This window comes from Achromobacter sp. ESBL13 (genome assembly GCF_036668755.1).
In the GTDB taxonomy this organism is placed as follows: domain Bacteria; phylum Pseudomonadota; class Gammaproteobacteria; order Burkholderiales; family Burkholderiaceae_B; genus Achromobacter.
Map to the genome: position 1 here is coordinate 537,524 of NZ_JAZEVT010000001.1, position 19,617 is coordinate 557,140.

The 19,617-nt window shown below is 62.3% G+C and carries 22 protein-coding genes; 9 read left to right on the top strand and 13 right to left on the bottom strand.

The window, feature by feature from the left end; all coding sequences use genetic code 11:
- Nucleotides 1–47 precede the first annotated feature (47 nt).
- From V6F88_RS02485 to msuE, 3 genes are all read right to left on the bottom strand, one after another.
- Nucleotides 48–1,076, bottom strand: coding sequence for a methionine synthase (locus V6F88_RS02485; protein WP_046805863.1), 1,029 nt, complete (start codon nucleotides 1,074–1,076; stop codon nucleotides 48–50).
- Between the two features lie 31 nt (nucleotides 1,077–1,107).
- Complete coding sequence (locus V6F88_RS02490) at nucleotides 1,108–2,091, bottom strand: DUF1852 domain-containing protein (RefSeq protein WP_332607759.1); 984 nt, start codon at nucleotides 2,089–2,091, stop codon at nucleotides 1,108–1,110.
- Between the two features lie 103 nt (nucleotides 2,092–2,194).
- Nucleotides 2,195–2,776 carry an FMN reductase gene (msuE, locus tag V6F88_RS02495; protein WP_332607760.1) on the bottom strand — a complete coding sequence of 194 codons (582 nt, stop codon included), beginning with the start codon at nucleotides 2,774–2,776 and terminating at the stop codon, nucleotides 2,195–2,197.
- Between the two features lie 143 nt (nucleotides 2,777–2,919).
- Here msuE and V6F88_RS02500 point away from each other — a divergent pair, with 143 nt between their 5' ends.
- Complete coding sequence (locus V6F88_RS02500; protein WP_332607761.1) at nucleotides 2,920–3,843, top strand: LysR family transcriptional regulator; 924 nt, start codon at nucleotides 2,920–2,922, stop codon at nucleotides 3,841–3,843.
- A gap of 181 nt (nucleotides 3,844–4,024) precedes the next feature.
- On the opposite strand, the gene V6F88_RS02505 is transcribed toward V6F88_RS02500, so the two are convergent.
- From V6F88_RS02505 to V6F88_RS02515, 3 genes are all read right to left on the bottom strand, one after another.
- Complete coding sequence (locus V6F88_RS02505; RefSeq protein WP_332607763.1) at nucleotides 4,025–4,414, bottom strand: hypothetical protein; 390 nt, start codon at nucleotides 4,412–4,414, stop codon at nucleotides 4,025–4,027.
- Nucleotides 4,411–4,878 carry a helix-turn-helix domain-containing protein gene (locus V6F88_RS02510; protein WP_332607764.1) on the bottom strand — a complete coding sequence of 156 codons (468 nt, stop codon included), beginning with the start codon at nucleotides 4,876–4,878 and terminating at the stop codon, nucleotides 4,411–4,413. Before V6F88_RS02510 ends, V6F88_RS02505 begins: the two co-directional genes overlap by 4 nt.
- A gap of 91 nt (nucleotides 4,879–4,969) precedes the next feature.
- On the bottom strand, nucleotides 4,970–5,341 hold the full coding sequence (locus V6F88_RS02515; RefSeq protein ID WP_332607765.1) for a MerR family transcriptional regulator: 372 nt from the start codon (nucleotides 5,339–5,341) through the stop codon (nucleotides 4,970–4,972).
- 87 nt (nucleotides 5,342–5,428) lie between these two features.
- Here V6F88_RS02515 and V6F88_RS02520 point away from each other — a divergent pair, with 87 nt between their 5' ends.
- The 4 genes from V6F88_RS02520 to V6F88_RS02535 all read left to right on the top strand — a co-directional run bounded on the left by V6F88_RS02520 (nucleotide 5,429) and on the right by V6F88_RS02535 (nucleotide 8,850).
- Entirely contained in the window at nucleotides 5,429–6,334 is a 906-nt protein-coding gene (locus tag V6F88_RS02520) for an alpha/beta fold hydrolase (RefSeq protein ID WP_332608923.1), read from the top strand.
- Nucleotides 6,335–6,404: 70 nt separating this feature from the next.
- The gene (locus V6F88_RS02525) at nucleotides 6,405–7,457 is read left to right on the top strand and encodes a DMT family transporter (protein ID WP_332607766.1); all 1,053 of its coding nucleotides are present in this window, start codon (nucleotides 6,405–6,407) and stop codon (nucleotides 7,455–7,457) included.
- Nucleotides 7,454–8,161 carry a glutathione S-transferase family protein gene (locus V6F88_RS02530; protein ID WP_332607767.1) on the top strand — a complete coding sequence of 236 codons (708 nt, stop codon included), beginning with the start codon at nucleotides 7,454–7,456 and terminating at the stop codon, nucleotides 8,159–8,161. The genes V6F88_RS02525 and V6F88_RS02530 overlap by 4 nt, the downstream gene beginning before the upstream one ends.
- Nucleotides 8,162–8,250: 89 nt before the next feature.
- Nucleotides 8,251–8,850, top strand: a complete 600-nt coding sequence (locus V6F88_RS02535; protein ID WP_332607768.1) for a TetR/AcrR family transcriptional regulator — start codon at nucleotides 8,251–8,253, stop codon at nucleotides 8,848–8,850.
- Between the two features lie 27 nt (nucleotides 8,851–8,877).
- Here the strand turns inward: V6F88_RS02535 and V6F88_RS02540 are convergent, their stop codons facing one another.
- Nucleotides 8,878–9,516, bottom strand: a complete 639-nt coding sequence (locus V6F88_RS02540) for an HD domain-containing protein (protein ID WP_332607769.1) — start codon at nucleotides 9,514–9,516, stop codon at nucleotides 8,878–8,880.
- A 106-nt stretch (nucleotides 9,517–9,622) separates the two neighbouring features.
- On the opposite strand from V6F88_RS02540, the gene V6F88_RS02545 reads away from it, so the two are divergent.
- Nucleotides 9,623–10,627 carry a GlxA family transcriptional regulator gene (locus tag V6F88_RS02545; RefSeq protein WP_332607770.1) on the top strand — a complete coding sequence of 335 codons (1,005 nt, stop codon included), beginning with the start codon at nucleotides 9,623–9,625 and terminating at the stop codon, nucleotides 10,625–10,627.
- A gap of 81 nt (nucleotides 10,628–10,708) precedes the next feature.
- Here V6F88_RS02545 and V6F88_RS02550 read toward each other — a convergent pair whose 3' ends face one another.
- From V6F88_RS02550 to V6F88_RS02560, 3 genes are all read right to left on the bottom strand, one after another.
- On the bottom strand, nucleotides 10,709–11,647 hold the full coding sequence (locus V6F88_RS02550) for a PDR/VanB family oxidoreductase (RefSeq protein ID WP_332607772.1): 939 nt from the start codon (nucleotides 11,645–11,647) through the stop codon (nucleotides 10,709–10,711).
- A gap of 173 nt (nucleotides 11,648–11,820) precedes the next feature.
- The gene (locus V6F88_RS02555) at nucleotides 11,821–12,993 is read right to left on the bottom strand and encodes an aromatic ring-hydroxylating oxygenase subunit alpha (RefSeq protein WP_332607773.1); all 1,173 of its coding nucleotides are present in this window, start codon (nucleotides 12,991–12,993) and stop codon (nucleotides 11,821–11,823) included.
- Nucleotides 12,990–14,558 carry a BCCT family transporter gene (locus V6F88_RS02560; protein WP_332607774.1) on the bottom strand — a complete coding sequence of 523 codons (1,569 nt, stop codon included), beginning with the start codon at nucleotides 14,556–14,558 and terminating at the stop codon, nucleotides 12,990–12,992. The genes V6F88_RS02555 and V6F88_RS02560 overlap by 4 nt, the downstream gene beginning before the upstream one ends.
- Before the next feature lie 208 nt (nucleotides 14,559–14,766).
- Here V6F88_RS02560 and V6F88_RS02565 point away from each other — a divergent pair, with 208 nt between their 5' ends.
- On the top strand, nucleotides 14,767–15,759 hold the full coding sequence (locus V6F88_RS02565) for a PAS domain-containing protein (RefSeq protein WP_332607775.1): 993 nt from the start codon (nucleotides 14,767–14,769) through the stop codon (nucleotides 15,757–15,759).
- Between the two features lie 45 nt (nucleotides 15,760–15,804).
- Here the strand turns inward: V6F88_RS02565 and V6F88_RS02570 are convergent, their stop codons facing one another.
- Nucleotides 15,805–16,257, bottom strand: coding sequence for a MaoC family dehydratase (locus V6F88_RS02570; protein WP_046805872.1), 453 nt, complete (start codon nucleotides 16,255–16,257; stop codon nucleotides 15,805–15,807).
- A 47-nt stretch (nucleotides 16,258–16,304) separates the two neighbouring features.
- A complete protein-coding gene (locus V6F88_RS02575) occupies nucleotides 16,305–16,982 on the bottom strand; it encodes a TetR family transcriptional regulator (RefSeq protein ID WP_332607776.1) in 678 nt (225 codons plus the stop codon).
- 286 nt (nucleotides 16,983–17,268) lie between these two features.
- Here V6F88_RS02575 and V6F88_RS02580 point away from each other — a divergent pair, with 286 nt between their 5' ends.
- Both V6F88_RS02580 and V6F88_RS02585 read left to right on the top strand, forming a co-directional pair.
- Complete coding sequence (locus V6F88_RS02580) at nucleotides 17,269–18,357, top strand: alkene reductase (protein WP_332607777.1); 1,089 nt, start codon at nucleotides 17,269–17,271, stop codon at nucleotides 18,355–18,357.
- A 61-nt stretch (nucleotides 18,358–18,418) separates the two neighbouring features.
- On the top strand, nucleotides 18,419–19,201 hold the full coding sequence (locus tag V6F88_RS02585; RefSeq protein WP_332607778.1) for an SDR family NAD(P)-dependent oxidoreductase: 783 nt from the start codon (nucleotides 18,419–18,421) through the stop codon (nucleotides 19,199–19,201).
- An 88-nt stretch (nucleotides 19,202–19,289) separates the two neighbouring features.
- Here V6F88_RS02585 and V6F88_RS02590 read toward each other — a convergent pair whose 3' ends face one another.
- Complete coding sequence (locus V6F88_RS02590; RefSeq protein WP_332607779.1) at nucleotides 19,290–19,562, bottom strand: hypothetical protein; 273 nt, start codon at nucleotides 19,560–19,562, stop codon at nucleotides 19,290–19,292.
- Nucleotides 19,563–19,617: the final 55 nt, after the last annotated feature.

Genomic DNA, 19,617 nt, shown 5'->3' on the forward strand with positions numbered 1-19,617 from the left:
TCTTATCGCTTTAAGCCTTTCGCACCCCTTACCGCTTCAGCTCAGCATCAGCCCAACAGTTCCTTGCGAACGATTTCCGCGCCTTCGCTCAAAGCCAGCAGCTTGCCCTTCGCAATAGCCCGCGACAACGGCGCCATGCCGCAGTTCGTGCACGGGTACAGCTTGTCGGCATCCACAAACTTCAGCGCCTTTCTCAGCGTATTGGCCACTTCTTCGGGCGTTTCAACCTTATCGCTGGCCACGTCGATGGCGCCGACCATCACCTTCTTGCCGCGAACCAGTTCAAGCAGATCGATCGGCACGTGCGAGTTGTGGCATTCCAGCGAGATGATGTCGATATTGGATTTTTGCAGCTTGGGGAACGATTCCTCATACTGACGCCACTCCGAGCCCAGCGTCTTCTTCCAGTCGGTATTGGCCTTGATGCCGTAGCCGTAGCAGATATGCACGGCGGTTTCGCACTTCAGGCCTTCGATGGCGCGTTCCAGGGTGGCAATGCCCCAGTCGTTCACTTCGTCGAAGAACACGTTGAATGCCGGCTCATCGAATTGGATGATGTCCACGCCTGCGGCTTCCAGTTCGCGGGCTTCCTGGTTCAGGATCTTGGCGAATTCCCAGGCTAGTTTTTCGCGGCTTTTGTAGTGGGCGTCGTACAGCGTGTCGATCATCGTCATGGGGCCCGGCAGCGCCCATTTGATAGGTTGCTTGGTTTGCTGGCGCAGGAACTTGGCGTCTTCAACAAACACCGGCTTTTGACGGCTGACGGCGCCCACCACGGTCGGCACGCTCGCGTCATAGCGATCACGGATGCGAACGGTTTCGCGCTTTTCGAAATCGACGCCGTCGAGATGCTCAATGAACGTCGTGACAAAGTGCTGACGGGTTTGCTCGCCGTCGCTGACGATATCAATGCCCGCGTGCTGTTGTTCTTGCAGCGCCAGGCGCAAGGCGTCTTGTTTGCCCTCGACCAGCTCTTCGTCTTGCAGTTTCCAAGGCGACCAAAGTTTTTCAGGCTGTGCAAGCCACGAAGGCTTGGGCAGGCTGCCGGCGGTGGAGGTGGGCAGTAGTTTTTTCATGGTCAGGTGTTCTCGTGTGTTTTCTGAGTGATTAATGCGCGTAGTTGGCGGCCCAGCTTTCCAGCACGTGCTTGTAGGGCTTGATGAAGTGCTCTTCCGTGAACTTTCCCTGCTTCACGGCGAGCTGGCTGCGCTCATCGCGGTCATAGACGATCTGCGTCAACGAGTAATCCTGATTCTTCAGGCTCGGTTGATAGACCTTCCCCGCGGCGGAATTGGCGTTGTAGATCTCGGGGCGGTAGATTTTCTGGAACGTTTCCATCGTGCTGATGATGCTGATCAGCTCAAGGTTTGTGTAGTGGCCAAGCAGGTCGCCCTGAAAGTAAAAGGCCAACGGTGCGGCGCTGCCCGGGGGCATGAAGTAGCGGACCTGCAAGCCCATTTTTTCGAAGTACTGGTCCGTCGGCGAAAATTCGTTTTGCTGATATTCAACGCCCAGGATGGGGTGCTGATTTTCCGTGCGCAGGTACGTCTTGCTGCTTGAGGCGCTGATGCAGATGACCGGCGGCTTGCTGAACTGCTCTTGGTAAGCGCTGGAAGCGACAAAGTGCTTGAACAACTTGCCGTGCAAATCGCCGAAACCGTCTGGCGCGCTGAAGGTGGATTTGTTGTTGTTGTGCTCTTGCAAAAGCACGCTGAAGTCGTAGTCGCGCACGTACGAAGAGAAGTTGTTCCCGACGATCCCTTCGATGCGTTCGTTGTTGTGGCGGTCAACGATATTGGTCTTCAAGATTTCAATCAGCGGAAACGCATCACTGCCGCCGTTGGCGGCGATGTTCATTTCAACCGAGATGATGTCCAGTTCGACCGTGTAGCGATCCCCCCTGGGGTTGTCCCAATGCGCCAGGCTATTGAAGCGCCGGTCGATCATCTTCAGCGTGTTGCGCAGATTCTGCTGGCGACTCGCGCCCCTGGCCAGATTGGCGAAGTTGGTCGTGATGCGCGTGCTGTCGGAGGGCTGATAATTCTCATCAAAAGGAATGCTCTTGATGTTGAATGTGAAGGCGTTGCTCATGGTGTTGGCGTGTGCTGATTTTGGCGAAAGAATTACGGAGTCCGGCTGCTGCTTGGCGACGGACGTTATCGCCGCTGCGGGCGGCGCTTGAATTGGTTTTGCGTCAGGCTGCTACCGCTTCTTCTACGGCGGCGGTGCCTGGATGTCGCATCAATTCGATTAAGGGCAACGCGCGCTGGACCGCCAGTCGGGCCCGTTCGATCAGGGCCATGTCCTGCACGCGGTAGTCGGCAAAATCCTTGTCGGTGGCGTAGACGCCCAGCGGCAAGGTGCGTGCCTGGAAGAAGCTGAACAGCGGCCGCAACTGGTGATCGATGATCAGGGCATGGCGTTCGCTGCCGCCGGTGGCCGCCAACAAGACGGGCTTGTCGATCAGGGCGTCCTGATGAATGAAGTCGAAGAAGTGCTTGAACAGCCCCGTGTACGAGCCTCGGTACACCGGGGTTGTCACCACCAGGATGTCCGCTTGTTCGACCACGCCAAGTTCGCGCTCCACCGTGTCGGGCAATTGCGAGCGCCAGACGGCGCCGGCCAGATGGGGAGCGAGCTCACCCAGTTCGACCAGGTGCGGTTCGCACGGAATATCGTCGGCGATCAAATCCAGCAGGTGTTCTGCCAGGGCCGCTGACTTGGAGGGGCGTTGCAGTCCGCCGGAAACTGCGACTAGACGGAGTGGACGTGTCATCTTTGCTTCACATGAATAGAGCTGCCCGGCGCGGCAGCTGTGTTTGTGCAGTTGCAGCATCAAGCTGGAACCGCATGCTAGAGGAGGGCAACGATGAAGTAAAATGGTTTTATTTCACCTATCCATGAGCAGGAATCATCTGAATGCTTGAGCGCATCCACCTCAGCATCGTCCAGCAGGTCGAAAAGCAAGGGTCCTTGACGGCCGCTGCGGGCGTGTTGAACCTGACCCAGTCGGCACTGAGCCACAGCATGAAGAAGCTGGAAGTGCAGCTGGGCACCGACGTCTGGCTGCGTGAAGGGCGAAGCCTGCGCCTGACGCAGGCCGGCCAATACCTGTTGGCGGTGGCAAACCGCGTGCTGCCGCAACTGGACCTGGCCGAAGAGCGCCTGGGCCAGTTCGCGCAGGGCGAACGCGGCGCGCTGCGTATCGGCATGGAATGCCACCCTTGCTATCAATGGTTGCTGAAGGTGGTTTCACCGTATCTGGCGGCCTGGCCCGACGTGGATGTGGACGTCAAGCAGAAGTTCCAGTTTGGCGGGATCGGCGCGCTGTTCGGCTACGAGATCGACCTGCTGGTGACGCCCGACCCGCTGTTCAAGCCGGGCCTGAAGTTCGAGCCCGTGTTCGACTACGAGCAAGTGCTGGTCGTGCCCAAGGGCCACCGCCTGGCAACGGCTGCGTACGTGAAGCCGCAGCAGCTGACGCAGGAAGTGTTGATCAGCTACCCCGTGGACATCGAGCGGCTGGACATCTACAACCAGTTCCTGCTGCCGGCCGGCGTTACGCCCAAGCGCCATAAAGCCATCGAAACCACCGACATCATGGTGCAAATGGTGGCCAGCGGACGCGGCGTGGCCGCTCTGCCGCGCTGGCTGGTCGAGGAATACGCGGCCCGGATGGATGTGGTGCCGGTGCGGTTGGGCGCGCGCGGCATCGCCAAGCAGATTTTTCTTGGGGCGCGCGAGGCGGACAGCGCCATTGACTACGTGCGGGCCTTCATCGAACTGGCCCGCCATTCGGCCACCGACGCCCCGACCGCCATGGCGCAAGACGCCAGTGAGTGAACCTTACCGTGGTACGGGAACCGCTTGCCAAGCGGTTTGGCGTGCCTTGTGGCGGTGTTCTTTATTTTCTCCCATACGACCATGCCAGCCAGCAAAATCATCGACGCCTATTCGCTGGAAGTCAGCGCAAGCGACATTGCGGCGCGGGCCGCTGCTGATCGAGCAGCGTTCGGCAGCGAAGCTAGATAAGGGAACGATAGGTCGTCAAAGCCTTGGTGGTCTGAACTAATCCCTGCCGAAACAGGATCTCCAGATAGCGATCGACGTCAATAGGCGGGTTCTTGAGTTGTGCCCGCTGGCGCTGCGCAGCGGCTACTACCGCCGGAGCATCAAGATCCAAGAGATTTTCAACAAATTCATCCGGATGCTGGGACTCCACTCCGTACGAAGCAAGCACGTCCGCCGGAAAATCGCGCTGGTTGAAGGTCACGATCACGGTAGCGCCACAGTGGATGGCGGCGGCCAAGACGTGGCGGTCGTTGAGGTCGGGAAGAATCACTCCAAAGTCACGCAGCGGCGCGGGGTAGAGTACGCAGGCATCGAAGATGGCAGAGAAAGGGGAGTGCCTCATTCGTACCCCATGCTTGATTCCTGAGCCTGCCGGGCGAGCTCCGCCATGGCTTCTTGGCTAGCACGGTCGCGTGCCTCCTTGTACTGCGTCAAGTCCGCGAGCCGCACTCTGCGATGTTTGCCGGTTCGATGGAATGGCAGCACACCATCCTCCAGTAGCTTGACCAAGTGAGGGCGGGAGACGTTGAGCATGTCTGCCGCTTCCTGGGTCGTCAGTTCTGCATGAACGGGTACGACTTTTACGGCATTGCCGTCGGCCAATTCGGCAAGGATGTCGACTAGCAGACGCAGCGCAGAGGTGGGCAACTCTACTTGGTGGGCTTGGTTCCGTTCATCGAAGATCTGAATGTGTTGCGTTTCAACGCGCGTTGCCAGGTACGCGGCCAACGCGCGCTGGCCTTGAACAGCGGCCTCCACCTCCCGTGCGGCGGGTAACGTCATCTTGGTTTCGGCAAGCGCGGTCATAGCTAACTCCTAAGTTAAAAGCACTTTAAGGGGTGAGCTTATTCGAAACAAACGAAACTCGCAATAAACGAAACGTCGGGGCGCGTAGGGGTCAACAACCCTCGATCAGCATGGCTCGCAAGCGTTGGCGTTGTCTTTCCAACGCCTCAATCTGCTTCTCCAATATCGCCAGCCGCTTACGCTTCGCATCCGTCATATCCGCGCATGCCTTCGCCCCTTCAATCAGCAACATGCAATCCGGAAAGCTGCGGATTTCTTCCAGGCTAAAGCCGGTGGCGATCAATCGCTGGATCTGCTTGACCTGCGTGACGGCCACTGCCTCGAAGGCGCGGTAGCCATTGTGGGCACGTGTTGATGCCAGCAAACCGTGCTGATCGTAGTGACGAATCGAGCGTACGCTGGCGCTGGTTGCTTGCGCCAACGCGCCAATCTTCAGCAGGGTGGTGGAGTCAGTCTTATTCATGGATCGAACCTTATCATCCGCACTTGACTGTGACACTAATGTCAGGCTTTAGCCTGGCCTCTTTCCATTCGAAGGAGCTTCAACATGATGTCTTTCAACCTCTTCAGCACATGGCGCAAGGGCTTGGCCGCCGTGGCCTTGATGGCTGCATCCGCGCTGGCGCAGGCTGCCGTGGAACCGTACACCGTGACGGCGCCTGATGGGGTGCGCATCGCGGTGCAAGAAGCCGGTGACCCGAACGGGCAGCCCATCATCTTCATTCACGGCTTGCTTGGCAGCCACCTGAGCTGGGACAAGCAGATCAACAGCCCTGAGTTGCAGCGCTATCGGCTGATTACCTTTGATATGCGCGGGCATGGTAGGTCCGGTCAACCGGAGCGCGCCGATGCCTACCGTGATGGCGGGCGTTGGGCGGATGATCTGGCAGCGGTGATTGCTGGGTCAGGAGCCCGGCAGCCTGTCTTGGTGGGATGGTCGCTGGGCGCTGCTGTGGCCACTAATTACTTGGCCGCCTATGGTGACGAGAAAATCGCAGGCGCTGTGTACGTGGGCGGTGTCATTGAGCTGAAACCCGAACAAATCGTGTCGCATCCGCAGGTTTACAACGGAATGGCATCGCCGGATCTCAAGACGCATCTTGATGCCGAGCGTGAGTTCGTGGCGCTGTGCTTTGCCACCCAGCCGGACGCGCGGACGTTCCAGCGTCTGCTGGCGAATGCGGCCATGGCCTCACAGAACATGCAGAACGCCGTGCATGGCATGTCGCTGAATGCGCCGAAGGGCTTGGGGGCCATGCACAAGCCGCTGTTGTTGATTTACGGTGCGCGTGATGCGTTGGTTCAGGCTGAACCGTCCTTCAATCGGGCCAAGGCTTTGAACGCCGATGCCATCGGCAAGTTCTACCCGGAAGCGGGGCACTCGCCCTTTATCGAAGAGACGCAGCGCTTCAATCGAGATCTGTCTGCTTTTGTTGATGCGGCAGCATCGCATTAGCCGTTCATCGGCGCGCAGGGAAAATCAATGCTGGCATGTTTTATAGCAGTCGATATAAAATCCCCAGACATTGCACGGCACCTGCAACGCAAGTGCCTTCGTCAACCAGCTTGCCTCAGGGGGAGGCCACCGCATGACGCAACTTGCCGACCCTGTCCAAGACGCCGCCATCGGACCCGCTCCCGTATCCCATCTTCCGCGACCGTCCCGCAAAGCCCTCCAAGGTCTCTGCTGGGCCGCCCTTAGCGTCCTGATCTTCGCCGGCTGGTTTGTCGTGACGCGCTTTAGCGTGACGCGCGAACTGCGCTTGTGGGATGTCACCGCGCTGCGATTCGGTATCGGCGCCCTCATTCTCTTTCCCGTATTGCTGCGAGGCGCAAGGCGCATGTCCGCCAAACAATGGGGCGAAGGGCTGCTGTATGCCTGTCTGTGGGGCATGCCCTTCGTGCTGGCGGTGGCTTTGGGTTTACAGCTAACGTCCGCCGGGCGGGCAGCGGCAGTGGCGCCGACATTGATGCCGGTTTTCGTTGGCCTGTTTGCGTGGGTCTTCCTGAAAGAAAAACCAGGCAGGGCGCGGTCGCTCGGCTATCTGGCCATCGTTATCGGGCTGATCTGCATGATCGCGGGCGGCGCCTCTGCGCACGGTGTGGCGAACCCGGTGGGCATCCTGGCCCTGATCACTGCCGCGGCGATGTGGGCCGTCTATACGCTGCTGTTTCGACGCAGCGCGTTGACGCCGGTGCAGGCCGCGGCGCTGATCTGCTTCTGGTCGGCCGTGCTGTTCCTGCCGGTCTACCTGTCTGCCGGGCTCAGCCGCCTTGCCTTGGCGTCGCCCGGCGAAATCGGTTTGCAGGCGTTCTATCAGGGCGTCTTGATGAGCGGCGTGGCCATCGTGTCCTTCAACAGATCCGTTGCGCTGCTGGGGCCGTCCGCCGCCACGGCCATCATTGCCTTGATTCCGGCGGTTGCCGCGCTGACCGCCATTCCCGTCCTGGGTGAGTTGCCGTCATGGGAAGAGGGCGTTGCGCTTCTTGCCGTCGTCGGCGGCGTGCTTCTGGCAGCCCGCCCCAAGCGCAAGGTAGCAGTCCCATCGACCACCACGACAGCGAGACAACAGCCATGATCCGTTTTTACTTTCATCCGACGCCTAACCCCGCCAAGATCGCGCTCTTTCTGGAAGAGACCGGGCTGGAGTACGAAGCCGTGCCGGTCGACACCAGCAAAGGCGAGCAGCACACGCCGGCGTTTCGCGCCATCAACCCGAACGGCAAGGTGCCCGCCATTGTTGACACCGATGGCCCTGGCGGCAAGGAAGCGCGCGTGTTCGACTCGACGGCCATCCTGATCTATCTGGCCGACAAGACCGGCAAGCTTACGGGCACGCCCGAAGACCGGCCTGAGCTGCTGTCGTGGTTGCTGTTCATTGCGTCCGGCCTGGGTCCGTTCTCGGGTCAGGCGGTGCACTTTCAGTTTGCCGCGCCGGATGGCCTGGACTACGCCGTCAACCGTTACCGCCGCGAAGCCGACCGGCACTATCAGGTACTGGACGAGCATCTGAAGGGGCGCGAGTTCATCGTGGGCAACCGCTACACCATCGCGGATATTTCGGCGTGGGGCTGGCTTGATCGCGCCTCCCGCGTGCGCAAGGGCGCAGAAGACCCGCTGGCACCGTTTCCGGAACTGAAGCGCTGGTTCGCCGGCGTGGATGCACGCCCGGCCGTGGCGCGCGCCCGGGCGCTCAGCAAAAGCCACCAATGGAAAACCGTCAACGACGACGAGACCAAGCGGGCCTTGTTCCCCTCCAATTTCGCGCCTGCGTCGTCATAAGCGGTTTGAAATGAAGACCAAGAACGAGCGCAATAGGGTGAGGTCATCTTCGTCCGTTTATTGCACGACACAGCTGCGTAGGGTTGCACATGGCGCGCCCCAGAGAGTTTGACGAAGGGGCGGCGCTTGACGCCGCCATCGAGTGCTTCTGGTCGCGCGGCTATGAAGCCACGTCGGTGCGCGATCTGGCCGCTGCCATGGGCATCGTGGGCCCCAGCCTGTACAACACGTTTGGCGACAAGCGCCGCCTGTACCAGCGGGCGCTTGCGCATTACGTCGAGCGCGCCTTTTGCGAACGGGTCAGGCGTTTTGAATCGCAGATGACGCCTCGCGAGGCCATCGGCGCATTCTTTGACGAGATCATCGAACTGTCGTTGGCTGACGAGCAGCGCAAGGGCTGCATGATCGTGAATTCCGCGCTGGAGCTGTCTCCGCACGATGCCGAGTTTCAGAAGGCGCTGGCGCTTGTGCTGCGGGATATGGAGGCCTTCTTCCTGCGCTGCGTGCAGGCGGGCCAAGCGGCCGGCGCCATCAACGCCACGCAGCCGGCGGATGACCTTGCGCGCATGCTGCTCGGCCTGCTGATGGGCTTGCGCGTGCTGGCGCGTTCGCGGCCGGAACCGGAGTTGCTGCGTGGCCTGGTTCGGCCAGCGCTGGCTTTGCTTGATGACGCCAGTCCGGTCCATTGATTGGGCGGAAAGCCAGCGTAAATCCGTTCAGTCGTGCCAGTGCGAGCAACGGATCACGCTGCAAAAGTTACCGCGATGGAAGTGCGGCTCTTTGTCGGCGATGACGTCGGCCTTGACGTTGCCAAAGGTCGTGTCGGGCTTGTGTTTGATGCCGTCGTAGAACGCCTGGATGATGTCTTCCTTGAACCCGGGCGTGCGCGGAAAGGCGCGGACGACGGCCTGGCGTTCGGCGTCCGAGTATTGGGCGTAGGTAAGGCCAAGCACGTCCATTTCGACGCCGGCGGTCACCAGCGCGACGACCGGATGCATGTGCCGCGGCACGCCGGGCGTGGTGTGGAGCGCGATGGCGGTCCACACCGTGTATGCGTCCGCTTCCGAGATGCCATGGCTCTTCAGGAACGAGCGGGCGGCGTGCGCGCCGTCCACCTCGAAGCGCTCGTCCTTGCTGCTGTGGCTTGGCATCAGGCCAATGTCATGGAACATGGCGCCGGCATAGAGCAGTTCGCGGTCGAATTTCAGGCCGCGCTTCACGCCGGCCAAGGCGCCAAAGTGATAGACGCGGCTTGAATGGTTAAAGAGCAGTGGCGTCTCGGTGTCGCGAATGAACTCGGTGATGGCGCGCGCCAATGTCGAATCGGGAATGGCGGCTTCTTGCGTGATGGACATCAGGTTCTTCCTTGGATGAGCAGGTTCTATCAAGGATAGGGCCGTGCTAGCATGGCGCCAATAGGCGGAACACGTCGATTTCAGACATTTAAAGATCAGGGCGGCCATGGCGCGCGATAAGGTCAAAACAATCATGGTGCTGGCGTTGCCAGGGGTGCAACTGCTTGATGTATCCGGCCCGCTGGACGTCTTCGCCGAAGCCAACGCGCAGGCCGGGCGCGAGGTGTACCGGCTGCTTGTCGTGGCGGGCGGGCCGGGGCCGATCCGTAGCTCTTCCGGCGCCCGCTTGATGGCCGACCGAACCATCGGACGCGACATGGACGAACCGGTGGATACGCTGCTGGTTGCCGGCTGCCCGAACGCGGCCGAAGTACCGCCGCGCGGCGTGGTGGTTGACTGGCTCAGGCGGCGCGCGCACCAGGCAAGGCGCTTTGGATCGGTGTGCAGCGGGGCGTTCTTTCTGGCGGCGGCGGGGTTGCTGGATGGCAAGCGCGTCACGACCCACTGGGCGGTTGCCGAACGCCTGGCCCAACAATTCCCGGACGTGATGGTGGACCAGGACGCGATCCACGTCAGTGACGGGCCGCTGCGTACCGCCGCCGGCGTGACGGCCGGCCTGGACTTGGCCATTTCCCTGGTGGAAGAGGACCTTGGGCGTGAAATTGCCCTGAAAGTCGCAAGCCAGCTCGTCATGTTCTTCAAGCGGCCCGGCGGACAACTGCAATTCAGCCGTAAAAGCGAAGCCGCGCCTGCGGGCAGGGCGGCGTTGCAGGAACTTCAGCGCTGGGTCGCCGCCAATCCCCAGTTAAACCACAGCGTGGCAAGCCTGGCCGAGCGCATGAACCTCAGTCCACGTCACTTTGCGCGGCTCTTCCGTAGCGAGATCGGCATCACGCCCGCAAGCTGGGTTGAAGAGGCAAGGGTGAACGTGGCGCGTCGGCTTCTGGAGCAAGGGCAAACCGCGCCAAAGCAGGTCGCGGCGCGTTGCGGGTTTGCCGATGCGGATGTGTTGCGCCGTGCGTTTGCAAGGCACGTAGGCGTGACGCCGGCGGAATACCGCAAGCGGTTCGCGGCGCTTCTGCCCCCGCAACAAGCGGACGCCGCGGCGTAGGAATCGGAGTGCTCGTCGCCGACGCGTCCATAGCAGAGGCGGCGCTATCGTCTGATTGCTTGCGAGCCGGGCGGCGCTGCCTTATAAATCCAGCACAAGCCTGCTGCCCTTGGCGCTGGACACGCAGATCAGCATGGTCTTTTGCGCGGCCTTTTCCGCGTTGCTGAGATATTGGTCGGCGTGTTCGGCTTCACCTTCCAGAATGTGGGTCTCGCAGGTGCCGCACACGCCTTCGCGGCACAGGCATTCCACCGGCACGGAGCCGTCGCGCTCGATGGCGTTCAGGATGGACTCGCCGGCGGCGACCTCCACCGTCTTGCCGGACTTGGCCAGCACCACGGTGAACGCGCCGCCGGTTTGCTTGGGCGCGGCGAATTGTTCGACGTGCACGCGCGCCGACTCGATCCCGACCGCCTGCGCGGCGCCGCGCACGGCATCGATCAGTGGGCCGGGACCGCATACGTAGGCGTGCGCGCCGGATTCCATGCCCCCCAGCAGGCCCGCCAGGTCCAGGCGCTGGCCTTTGCTGTCGACATAGAACCGGACGCCATTCCCGCAAAGCCGGGCCAGCTCGTCCCGAAATGCACCGTGTTCGTCAGCGCGAAAGGCGTAGTGCAGTTCGTACGAACCCGCGCACCGGTGCAGGTCATGCAACTGCGACATGAATGGGGTGATGCCGATGCCGCCCGCGATCAGGACGTGGTGGCGGGCAGCCTTGTCCAGGGCGAACAAGTTGTTCGGCGCGGTGATGTGGAATGCGTCACCTTCGGCCACCTTGTCGTGCATAAAGGCAGACCCGCCTTTGGACGGCGTTTCGCGCCGCACGCCGATCTGGTAGCTGCCCAACGCGTTGGGCGAACTCATCAGCGAGTAGGCGTTGTGGTAATGGCGAGTGCCGTCGCGCAGTTGCACGATGATGTGGCTGCCCCCCGTGAAGGGCGGCAACGCGCCACCGTCCATGGCTTCCAGGGTGTAGCGCTTGACCTGCGGCGTGACGCGCTCGATGCGCGTGACGCGCACGAGCAGGGTCGGCCCGGTGCTCGGGCTGCTCGCGGTGCTTAGGGGGCTCGCGGTGCTTAGGGGGCTCGCGGTGCTTAGGGGGCTCGCGGTGCTTAGGGGGCTCGCGGTGCTTAGGGGGCTCGCGGTGCTCGGGGTGCTCGCGGTGCTCGGGGTGCTCATCGTGCTTCTGGCGCTCATGCTTGGGCCGTGGCGCGGCGCAATGCGGGCGGTGAAGTGTCGGCAACCGAGGCGTCCTTGTATTCCGCGGCCAGCTTGCGATGAAAATGCACGATGCCGTGCTCGCTGATTCCACTGCGCCGGCGGTCGACCATGATGCGGCCTTGCCCGCGATAGCCGCGCGACTTCAATCCCTTCTGCACGCTTTCTACCAGTCGCAGGTCTTCTGGCCGAAAAACATCGCGATACCACTCGACCAGCTTCTGCTGTTCCTCGGTCAATTCCTTATTCAGAAAGTAAATCTCGTAGTGCTGCAACGTCACGCCCGCGCTGGCGGGGAATTCGTAGATGACGGTCATGAAGTCGGCGCCCGGCGGCACGTTGAACATGGTGCATGGCCAGGCCCAGAAGCCCGCAAAGCTGGGGTCCTTCACCGAGGCATCGACCTTGAAGGATTTTTCAGACGACTTCGCCAGGCCGAATTGCAACGTCCAATTGCCGTGCATCGTGTGGGTGTATTTGTCGACCTGGACAGAGTCCGCGAAGCTGGGGTGCACCGGGCCGCAGTGGTAGCACTCCAGGTAGTTGTCGACGATGGACTTCCAATTGGCCGGGGTTTCGGTAACGAAGCGCGCAGCCAGGTGCAGGGTGTCCACCACGGGGCAGGCGGCACGCAGGCGGGCTTCAAAGCCAGGGAGTTGGTCTTCTACCGACCCCGCGTGCGGGTTCAGGTTGATGAAGACAAAGCCCGCGGCTTCTTCAACCTTGATCGGGACCAGCGTGGCCTTGTCCCGGTCAAAATTGGGCACGTTGTCGCAGTTGCGGGCAAAAGCCAGCTCGCCATCCAGCTTGAACGTCCAGGCGTGGTACGGACAGGTGATGACGTTTTTGGCTTTGCCGCTGCCTTGCAATAGTTGGTGGCCGCGATGCGGGCACACGTTGTAGTACGCACGCAGGATGCCGTCGCGGTCGCGCAGCACGATGATGCTTTCACCGATGATGTCGCGGGTCACGTAGTCGTTGGGCGCGGCCAGTTCGCTGCGGTGGGCCACGCAGATCCAGCTGTGGGCAAAGATCTTTTCCTGCTCGTACTGGAAGACGGCGTCCTGGGTGTAGTACGAGGCGGGCAGCGTCCACGCGTTTTCCTCGTCGGCGTTGAAGTCGGCGGGTAGCTTGGGGATGCGGTTCATGATGATCTCCGGGGAACAAGAGCCGATGGGGTGGGCGATTCAATGTGATGCGCCGGGACATCGCCGTAGTCCTGCATCAACCAGCGGAACAGGCCGAACAGCTTGATCCCCAGAATGAAGACGAAGGGAATGGCGGTCAGCACCACGGCCGTCTTCATCGTTTCCAGCGACGCCTTGGTGAACAGCATCGCCAGCGGGACCAGCGTCAAGGCAACGCACCAGAAGACGCGGCTGGCGGGCGTGGGGTCTTCGCCTTCGGACAGGTTGCGCGTGGTGGTGGCGGCCACGGCGTAGGCCACGGCGTCTACGTGGGCGGCCAGAAAGACCAGCATGGTTGCCAGGTACAGCGCCAGGAACAGCTTGCCGGCCGGCAGCGCGCTTAGCAGCATTTCCACCGCTGTTTCGCCGCCTTGTTCCTGCAAGACACGGGGCACGTCGATGGCGCCCGTCATGAACTGGTGCATGGAATAGCTTTCCAGCGCGCCGAAGAAGAACCAGCATCCGGCGCTGCCGCCCAGCAACAGCGCGTAGATCACTTCCTTGATCTTGCGGCCTTTGGACACGCGCGCCACGAACATGGCCACGCCCGGCGAATACGACACCCACCACAGCCAATAGAACACCGTCCAGCCGCGGTTGAAGGCGCCGTCGCCCGCGGGGTCGGTGAAGAGGCTCATGCGGACGTAGTTTTGCAGCATCAGGCCCAGGCCATTGACGATGTTGTTGCCGGAAAACTGCGTGGGGCCCACGACAAGCACGACGGCGGCCAGCAGCAGCGCGCCCCAACAGACCAGATGGCTAAGGCGCTTCATGCCGCTGGCAATGCCGATATAGGCGCTGGCCGAGAACAGCGCGGACACGCCGACGATCACGATTACTTGCATGGCGAACGTGTCGGGCGTGCCGGCCAGGCTGGCCAGGCCGCGTGTGAAGGTGGAGGCTGTGAGCGCAATGGATACCGTCAGCGCGCCGAACATTGTCAGCAGGAAGATGAGGTCCGCCAGGCGGCCGACGGGACCCGTGGCGCGCAAGCCGGTGATCGCCTGGAGGATAGATGCCAGGTTCAACCCCGCCTTCTTGCGCACGTGAAAGTGATAGGCCATGGCCAGCGAGGGCAGGGCGTACACCGCCCACGCGCTTAACCCCCAGTGGAAAAAGGAATAGCTGATGCTGGTTTCCAGGGCCTCGCGCGTGCCGGACGCGACGTTGAGCCCGGGCGTTTGGTAGTAGTAGGCCCACTCCATTACGCCCCAATACAACGTGGACGAGCCCATGCCGGCGCAGATGAACATGAAGATCCATGACAGCGTCGAATACTCGGGTTTGCTGTCACCCAGCCGCACGTTGCCGTACTTGCTGAACGCCAGCCCGATGCAGGCGATGACGCAGCCGAAGACGAACACCTGGATCAGTGACCCGAATGAACGCGTGGTCCAGTCGAACAGGTCGGCGGCGGTGGCGGCGGCTTGCGTCGGCCAGAGGACCATGGCCACGACGGTGAGCAGCACGGCGGTAAGCGTGCAAAGCGTCAGGAATCCGTCGCGGCGTGGCGCGGCTGTTTTCACGTTGTCTCCTTCCGTGCGCCGTGGCGCACGGTATCTGGTCGTCTGTGTCTTGGCGTGTGTTAACCGTTGGTTTACATTAACCAGTAATTAACCAAAGACTGACCGGGACTGTAGGAAGAACTTTGCCCATGCACAAGCTTCAATCGGAAAACGGCGCGTTTGTAACGGGTGGTTTTTGTTTTCGCTGTGTCGGCCGGACGCGGTCGTCATGAAAGAAGACAGCTTTGCGTTCCGCTTGAAAGAGCTGCTTGAACACAAGCAACTGTCCCTGCAAGCCGTGGCCGGCGCGCTGAACGTCTCGCGCCCCGCCGTCCACAAATGGACGAAGGGCGGCGAGATCGACTACGAAAAGCTGCGCAAGCTGGCGGCGTTTCTGGACGTGAACTGGATCTGGCTGCGCTATGGAGAGCAAGCGCTGGCAGAGGCGGGCGCATCAAGCGCCGTGGACATTCCCATGACGGATACGCGCCGCCGCTATATGGCCGACATCATGGAAAGCGAAGCGCGCATGAAGCTGGCGCAAGAGGGCGCGCGCATCGTCACGTGGGAATGGAACCTGATTACGGACGACGTCAGTTACTCGCCTAACGTCGAAGCCGTATACGGCTGGCGCATCGTCAGCAACGACAATTTCTGGATGCACGTGCACGCCGACGACGTGGCCATGATGCACGCCGTCTACGACGAATCGCTGCGTACCGGCGACGCGCACGAATTCGACTTTCGCGTGATCCAACCGGATGGCGCGCTACGCTGGATTTCCTCACGCGCCACGCCGCTGCGCGACTTTGACGGGCGCATCGTCAAGGTGGTCGGCATCAGCATGGACAACACCGCGCGCAAGTTGGCCGAGCAATCCCTGCGCGACCAGCAGGCGCGTTTCGAAGCGGTGTTTGAGCTGACGTCGCAAGGCATGGCGCTGCTGGACGCCGACTTGCGTTGCGAATCCGTCAATGGCGCGCTGGCGCGGATGCTGGGGGCCGATCCGAAAGCGCTGCTGGGCGATGGCCTGGTCGGGCTGCTGGCCGATGGCGGCGCGCGTCTGAAGAAGATGCTGCGCGGCAGGCCCACCGCCGCGTTCGGCGCAAAGATGCGCGGTAAGGACGGAAGCTGGCTTGCAGTGCAAGTGCGGGCTGTGTTGACGCGCGGCACGGATGCGGGGGCCGCGGCGTACTTTGCGTTGGCGGTCGACGAAGGGTGAGCGCGGGGAAGGCGCTGTCAGCCCGCCCCGCGCAAACGCCGATCATCACCCGCCGCGGCTCTTCACCACCAAATTGCTCACAAATACCTGCACCACTTCGTCCTTCTGATTCAAGGTGGTGGTGCGCGCCTTGACCAGGCCCTGTTCCGGCCGGGTTTTCGACGGCCGCACTTCCAGCACCTCGCTTTCTATCCGCAACTCGTCGTCCGGACGCACCGGCAGCGGCCAGCGCATTTCTTCCACGCCCGCACCGATGATGCCGCCGGCGGGTTTGAAGTCGCTGGCGACCAGTAGTTGCATGGTCAGCGCGGCGGTGTGCCAGCCGCTGGCGGCCAGGCCTTTGAACAGCGTGACGTTGGCCGCGTCTTCATCCAGATGGAACGGCTGCGGATCGAATTCCTTGGCGAAGGCCTTGATGCGTTCGCGCGTGACGCGCACGCGGGCGGTGCCGATGAAGCGTTGTCCGGGGGTCAGGTCTTCCAGGTAGTGCACGGCCATGTTGGTTTGCTCCGTCGGTGGGCGTGGCAGGCGTGAATAAGGAAAGATCAGCGGGGGGATTTTGAAGCCAGGGACGCCAGCAATTCGCTGCGACAGGCTTCGAGGATTTCGTCGGCCAGCGGCGAATCATCAGGGCAGGCCCGCGACAGCGCGACGGCGCCGATCACATGGGCCAGCAAATCGATGCGCTTGGCGCGGGCGCGCCTGGCGTTTGAATCCGGGTCTGCATTCTGGTCTGCATTCCGGACTACGTCTTGGGTAGCTTCCAGGCCCGCGCTCCCGCCAGGCCCCGCCTTCGCGTCCAGGTTCGAATCTTGCGGCGCAACGTCGTCCTTGGCCAACGCCGCCAGCATGTTTTCGATGCCGGCGGCGAAGCTGGTCTTGACGTCGTCGGACTGGCGCGCGGCGTCGCCGCACAGGGCAGCCATGGTGCAGCCCGCGCTGCGGCCGTCGCGATGGGCGCGGGATAAGTAGACGTTGACGAATTTGGCGGTGTCCATGTCGCCGGTCATCGCCAGGGATTGCGACAGCCCCGACGCGGCGGTTTCGGCCATCAGGTCGGCCTTGGAGCGGAAGTGCTTGTAGAACCCGCCGTGGGTAAAGCCGGCGGCGGCCATCAGCTCGGCCACGCCCACGCCGTCGTACCCGCGCTCGCGGAAAAGGGTCGATGCGGTCTCGACAATGTGCGCCCGGTTTGCCTGCGCCTGCGCCTTGGTGACCCTCATCTTGTGCCCCTCATTGGTGACTCTCAATTGACGACGCGCCTCTCGCGCGTCTTTCGGTAAATGCCGTGTACAGGTGACAAATATACATTGATGTCGATCATCATCAAAGTGCTTGACGATTTAGATGTTGGTCATCATCATTAACGCCGTTGGCCGCCCAGACCCTGGACCCCGGAACCCCGGACCCCGGAACCCGGAACCCAGACCCCCGGCCCGGCCCCGCCACGACACGCCCAAGGCCACCGCCTGCGGCGCCGCAACCAACCCCAATTTTGGAAGCCCGACCATGACCGACAACGCTTTGTTCGAACCCTATACCCTGGGATCCTTGACGCTTTCCAACCACATCGTGATGGCGCCGCTGACGCGCAACCGCGCCGAAGCGGGCTTTGTGCCCAGCCGCCATGCCGCGACGTACTACAGCCAGCGCGCCTCGGCGGGTTTGTTGATTGCCGAGGCGACGCAGATCTCGCAGCAAGGGCAGGGGTATCAGGATACGCCGGGGATCTACACGGCCGCGCAGGTCGAAGGCTGGCAGCAAGTGACGCAGGCCGTGCATGCCAAGGGCGGCAAGATTTTCCTTCAGCTGTGGCATGTGGGCCGCGTGTCGCACGTGGACCTGCAAGAGAACGGCGCCGCACCGGTTGCGCCGTCCGCCATCCGCGCCGAGACCAAGACGTTTGTCAACAATGGCTTTGAGCCGGTGTCGATGCCGCGCGCCTTGGCGCTGGACGAGCTGCCCGGCATCGTCGAGGACTTTCGTCAGGCCGCCGCCAATGCAATCGCGGCGGGTTTCGATGGCGTGGAAATTCACGGCGCCAACGGTTATCTGCTTGAGCAATTCGCCAAGGATGGCGCGAACCATCGCGACGACGCGTACGGCGGTTCGGTGCAGAACCGTGCGCGGCTGTTGCTGGAGGTGACGCAGGCGGTGGCCAACGAGGTGGGCGCCGACCGTACCGGCGTGCGCATTTCGCCGGTGTCGCCGGCCAACGGTATTACTTGCAGCGACCCGCAGGCGCAGTACGACTACATCGCTGACCAGCTCAATGCGTTGGGCGTGGTCTACCTGCACGTGGTGGAGGGCGCGACGGGCGGGCCGCGTGATGTGGCGCCGTTCGACTACGGTTCGCTGCGCAGGCGCTTTACGAACACCTATATCGCCAACAACGGCTATTCGCTGGACCTGGCCGCCACTCAGCTTGCCCAGGGCCATGCCGACCTGTTTGCATTCGGCCGTCCGTTCATCGCCAACCCCGATCTGGTGCAGCGCCTGAAGACGGGCGCTGCGCTGGCGCAGCTGGACCCCGCCACGCTGTATGGCGGCGGCGCACAAGGCTATATCGACTACCCGGCGCTGGCCGACGCGCGCTGATTGGCGGGCTATCGCCGTTTTCGCGGCGTGTCTTCTGCGGACTTACAACGAGAACTGCAAAATGAATTCCTCTACTGTTTTGATTACCGGCGCGTCGTCGGGCATAGGCGCAACCTATGCCGAGCGCTTTGCGCGGCGCGGCCACGATCTGGTGCTGGTGGCGCGCGACCTGACCCGGCTGGAGACGCTGGCTGCGCGCTTGCGGCAGGACCATGGCGTGGCGGTTGACGTGCTGGCGGCCGACCTGACGCGCAATGACGACATTGAAGCCGTCGAGGCCAGGCTGCGCGATGATGCCCGCATCCAGATCCTGATCAACAACGCGGGCGCTGCGCAGACGGGCAACTTTGTGGCGCAGACGCCCCAGGCGGCCGGCCAATTGGTGGCGCTGAACACGACTGCGCCCACGCGGCTGGCCAGCGCCATCGCGCCGCGCCTGGTGCAGGCCGGCACCGGCGCCATCGTGAATGTGGGGTCGGTGGTGGGCTTCATGCCGCAGTTCGGCATGGCGGTGTATGGCGCCACCAAAGCCTATATGTTGTTCTTGTCGCAGGCCTTGCATGAAGAGCTGGCGCCCGCCGGCGTCTATGTGCAGGCGGTGCTGCCCGCCGCCACGCGCACCGAGATCTGGCAACGCGCGGGTATCGATATCAATGCGCTGCCGGAAGTGATGGACGTGGGTGAATTGGTGGATGCGGCGTTGGTCGGATTCGACCGCCGCGAGACGGTGACGATCCCGCCGCTGCACGAGGCGTCGCGCTGGGATGCCCTGGACGGGGCGCGCCAGGCGCTGCTGGGCGATATCAAGATGGCCAGCGCGGCCGCGCGCTATCGGGCAGCGTGAGGTCACGATGGGCGGGCGTCGGTGCCGACATGCCCGCCCATCTTTGCGGTCGTGGGTGCCTAAGCTACGTCTTGGTGCCAAGCCACGTCTATTGAAGCATCGGTGCGTCCAGTCCGATCGCGCCCTTATTGATCAGCCGTTGCAGATACTGCGTGCCTTCGCGCAACGCCTCGGCTGGGGTTTCCCAGGGCGTGTGCGGGCACGGCATGCACCAATCAACCAGGATGTCGGTGCATCGCACCACCTGCACCAGCGAAATGAAGCCCGCCGGCAATGAGCCCGGCTTGTCCAGTGCGCGCATTGGGATGGCCCGCACGCTTAGAACGTAGCCCCGATACTGCGTGATGACAGAATGCTCCATAACGCCTCTCCCCATGGCGGCTCAAACGTCAATGCGCCCGGCATACACCGGGCGC

What these genes read in the sequence shown, in the direction of transcription:
- V6F88_RS02485 (WP_046805863.1), bottom strand. Translation starts at nt 1,076, where the DNA reads ATGAAAAAACTACTGCCCACCTCCACCGCCGGCAGCCTGCCCAAGCCT.
- V6F88_RS02490 (WP_332607759.1), bottom strand. Translation starts at nt 2,091, where the DNA reads ATGAGCAACGCCTTCACATTCAACATCAAGAGCATTCCTTTTGATGAG.
- msuE (WP_332607760.1), bottom strand. Translation starts at nt 2,776, where the DNA reads ATGACACGTCCACTCCGTCTAGTCGCAGTTTCCGGCGGACTGCAACGC.
- V6F88_RS02500 (WP_332607761.1), top strand. Translation starts at nt 2,920, where the DNA reads ATGCTTGAGCGCATCCACCTCAGCATCGTCCAGCAGGTCGAAAAGCAA.
- V6F88_RS02505 (WP_332607763.1), bottom strand. Translation starts at nt 4,414, where the DNA reads ATGAGGCACTCCCCTTTCTCTGCCATCTTCGATGCCTGCGTACTCTAC.
- V6F88_RS02510 (WP_332607764.1), bottom strand. Translation starts at nt 4,878, where the DNA reads ATGACCGCGCTTGCCGAAACCAAGATGACGTTACCCGCCGCACGGGAG.
- V6F88_RS02515 (WP_332607765.1), bottom strand. Translation starts at nt 5,341, where the DNA reads ATGAATAAGACTGACTCCACCACCCTGCTGAAGATTGGCGCGTTGGCG.
- V6F88_RS02520 (WP_332608923.1), top strand. Translation starts at nt 5,429, where the DNA reads ATGTCTTTCAACCTCTTCAGCACATGGCGCAAGGGCTTGGCCGCCGTG.
- V6F88_RS02530 (WP_332607767.1), top strand. Translation starts at nt 7,454, where the DNA reads ATGATCCGTTTTTACTTTCATCCGACGCCTAACCCCGCCAAGATCGCG.
- V6F88_RS02535 (WP_332607768.1), top strand. Translation starts at nt 8,251, where the DNA reads ATGGCGCGCCCCAGAGAGTTTGACGAAGGGGCGGCGCTTGACGCCGCC.
- V6F88_RS02540 (WP_332607769.1), bottom strand. Translation starts at nt 9,516, where the DNA reads ATGTCCATCACGCAAGAAGCCGCCATTCCCGATTCGACATTGGCGCGC.
- V6F88_RS02545 (WP_332607770.1), top strand. Translation starts at nt 9,623, where the DNA reads ATGGCGCGCGATAAGGTCAAAACAATCATGGTGCTGGCGTTGCCAGGG.
- V6F88_RS02555 (WP_332607773.1), bottom strand. Translation starts at nt 12,993, where the DNA reads ATGAACCGCATCCCCAAGCTACCCGCCGACTTCAACGCCGACGAGGAA.
- V6F88_RS02565 (WP_332607775.1), top strand. Translation starts at nt 14,767, where the DNA reads ATGAAAGAAGACAGCTTTGCGTTCCGCTTGAAAGAGCTGCTTGAACAC.
- V6F88_RS02570 (WP_046805872.1), bottom strand. Translation starts at nt 16,257, where the DNA reads ATGGCCGTGCACTACCTGGAAGACCTGACCCCCGGACAACGCTTCATC.
- V6F88_RS02575 (WP_332607776.1), bottom strand. Translation starts at nt 16,982, where the DNA reads ATGAGGGTCACCAAGGCGCAGGCGCAGGCAAACCGGGCGCACATTGTC.
- V6F88_RS02580 (WP_332607777.1), top strand. Translation starts at nt 17,269, where the DNA reads ATGACCGACAACGCTTTGTTCGAACCCTATACCCTGGGATCCTTGACG.
- V6F88_RS02585 (WP_332607778.1), top strand. Translation starts at nt 18,419, where the DNA reads ATGAATTCCTCTACTGTTTTGATTACCGGCGCGTCGTCGGGCATAGGC.
- V6F88_RS02590 (WP_332607779.1), bottom strand. Translation starts at nt 19,562, where the DNA reads ATGGAGCATTCTGTCATCACGCAGTATCGGGGCTACGTTCTAAGCGTG.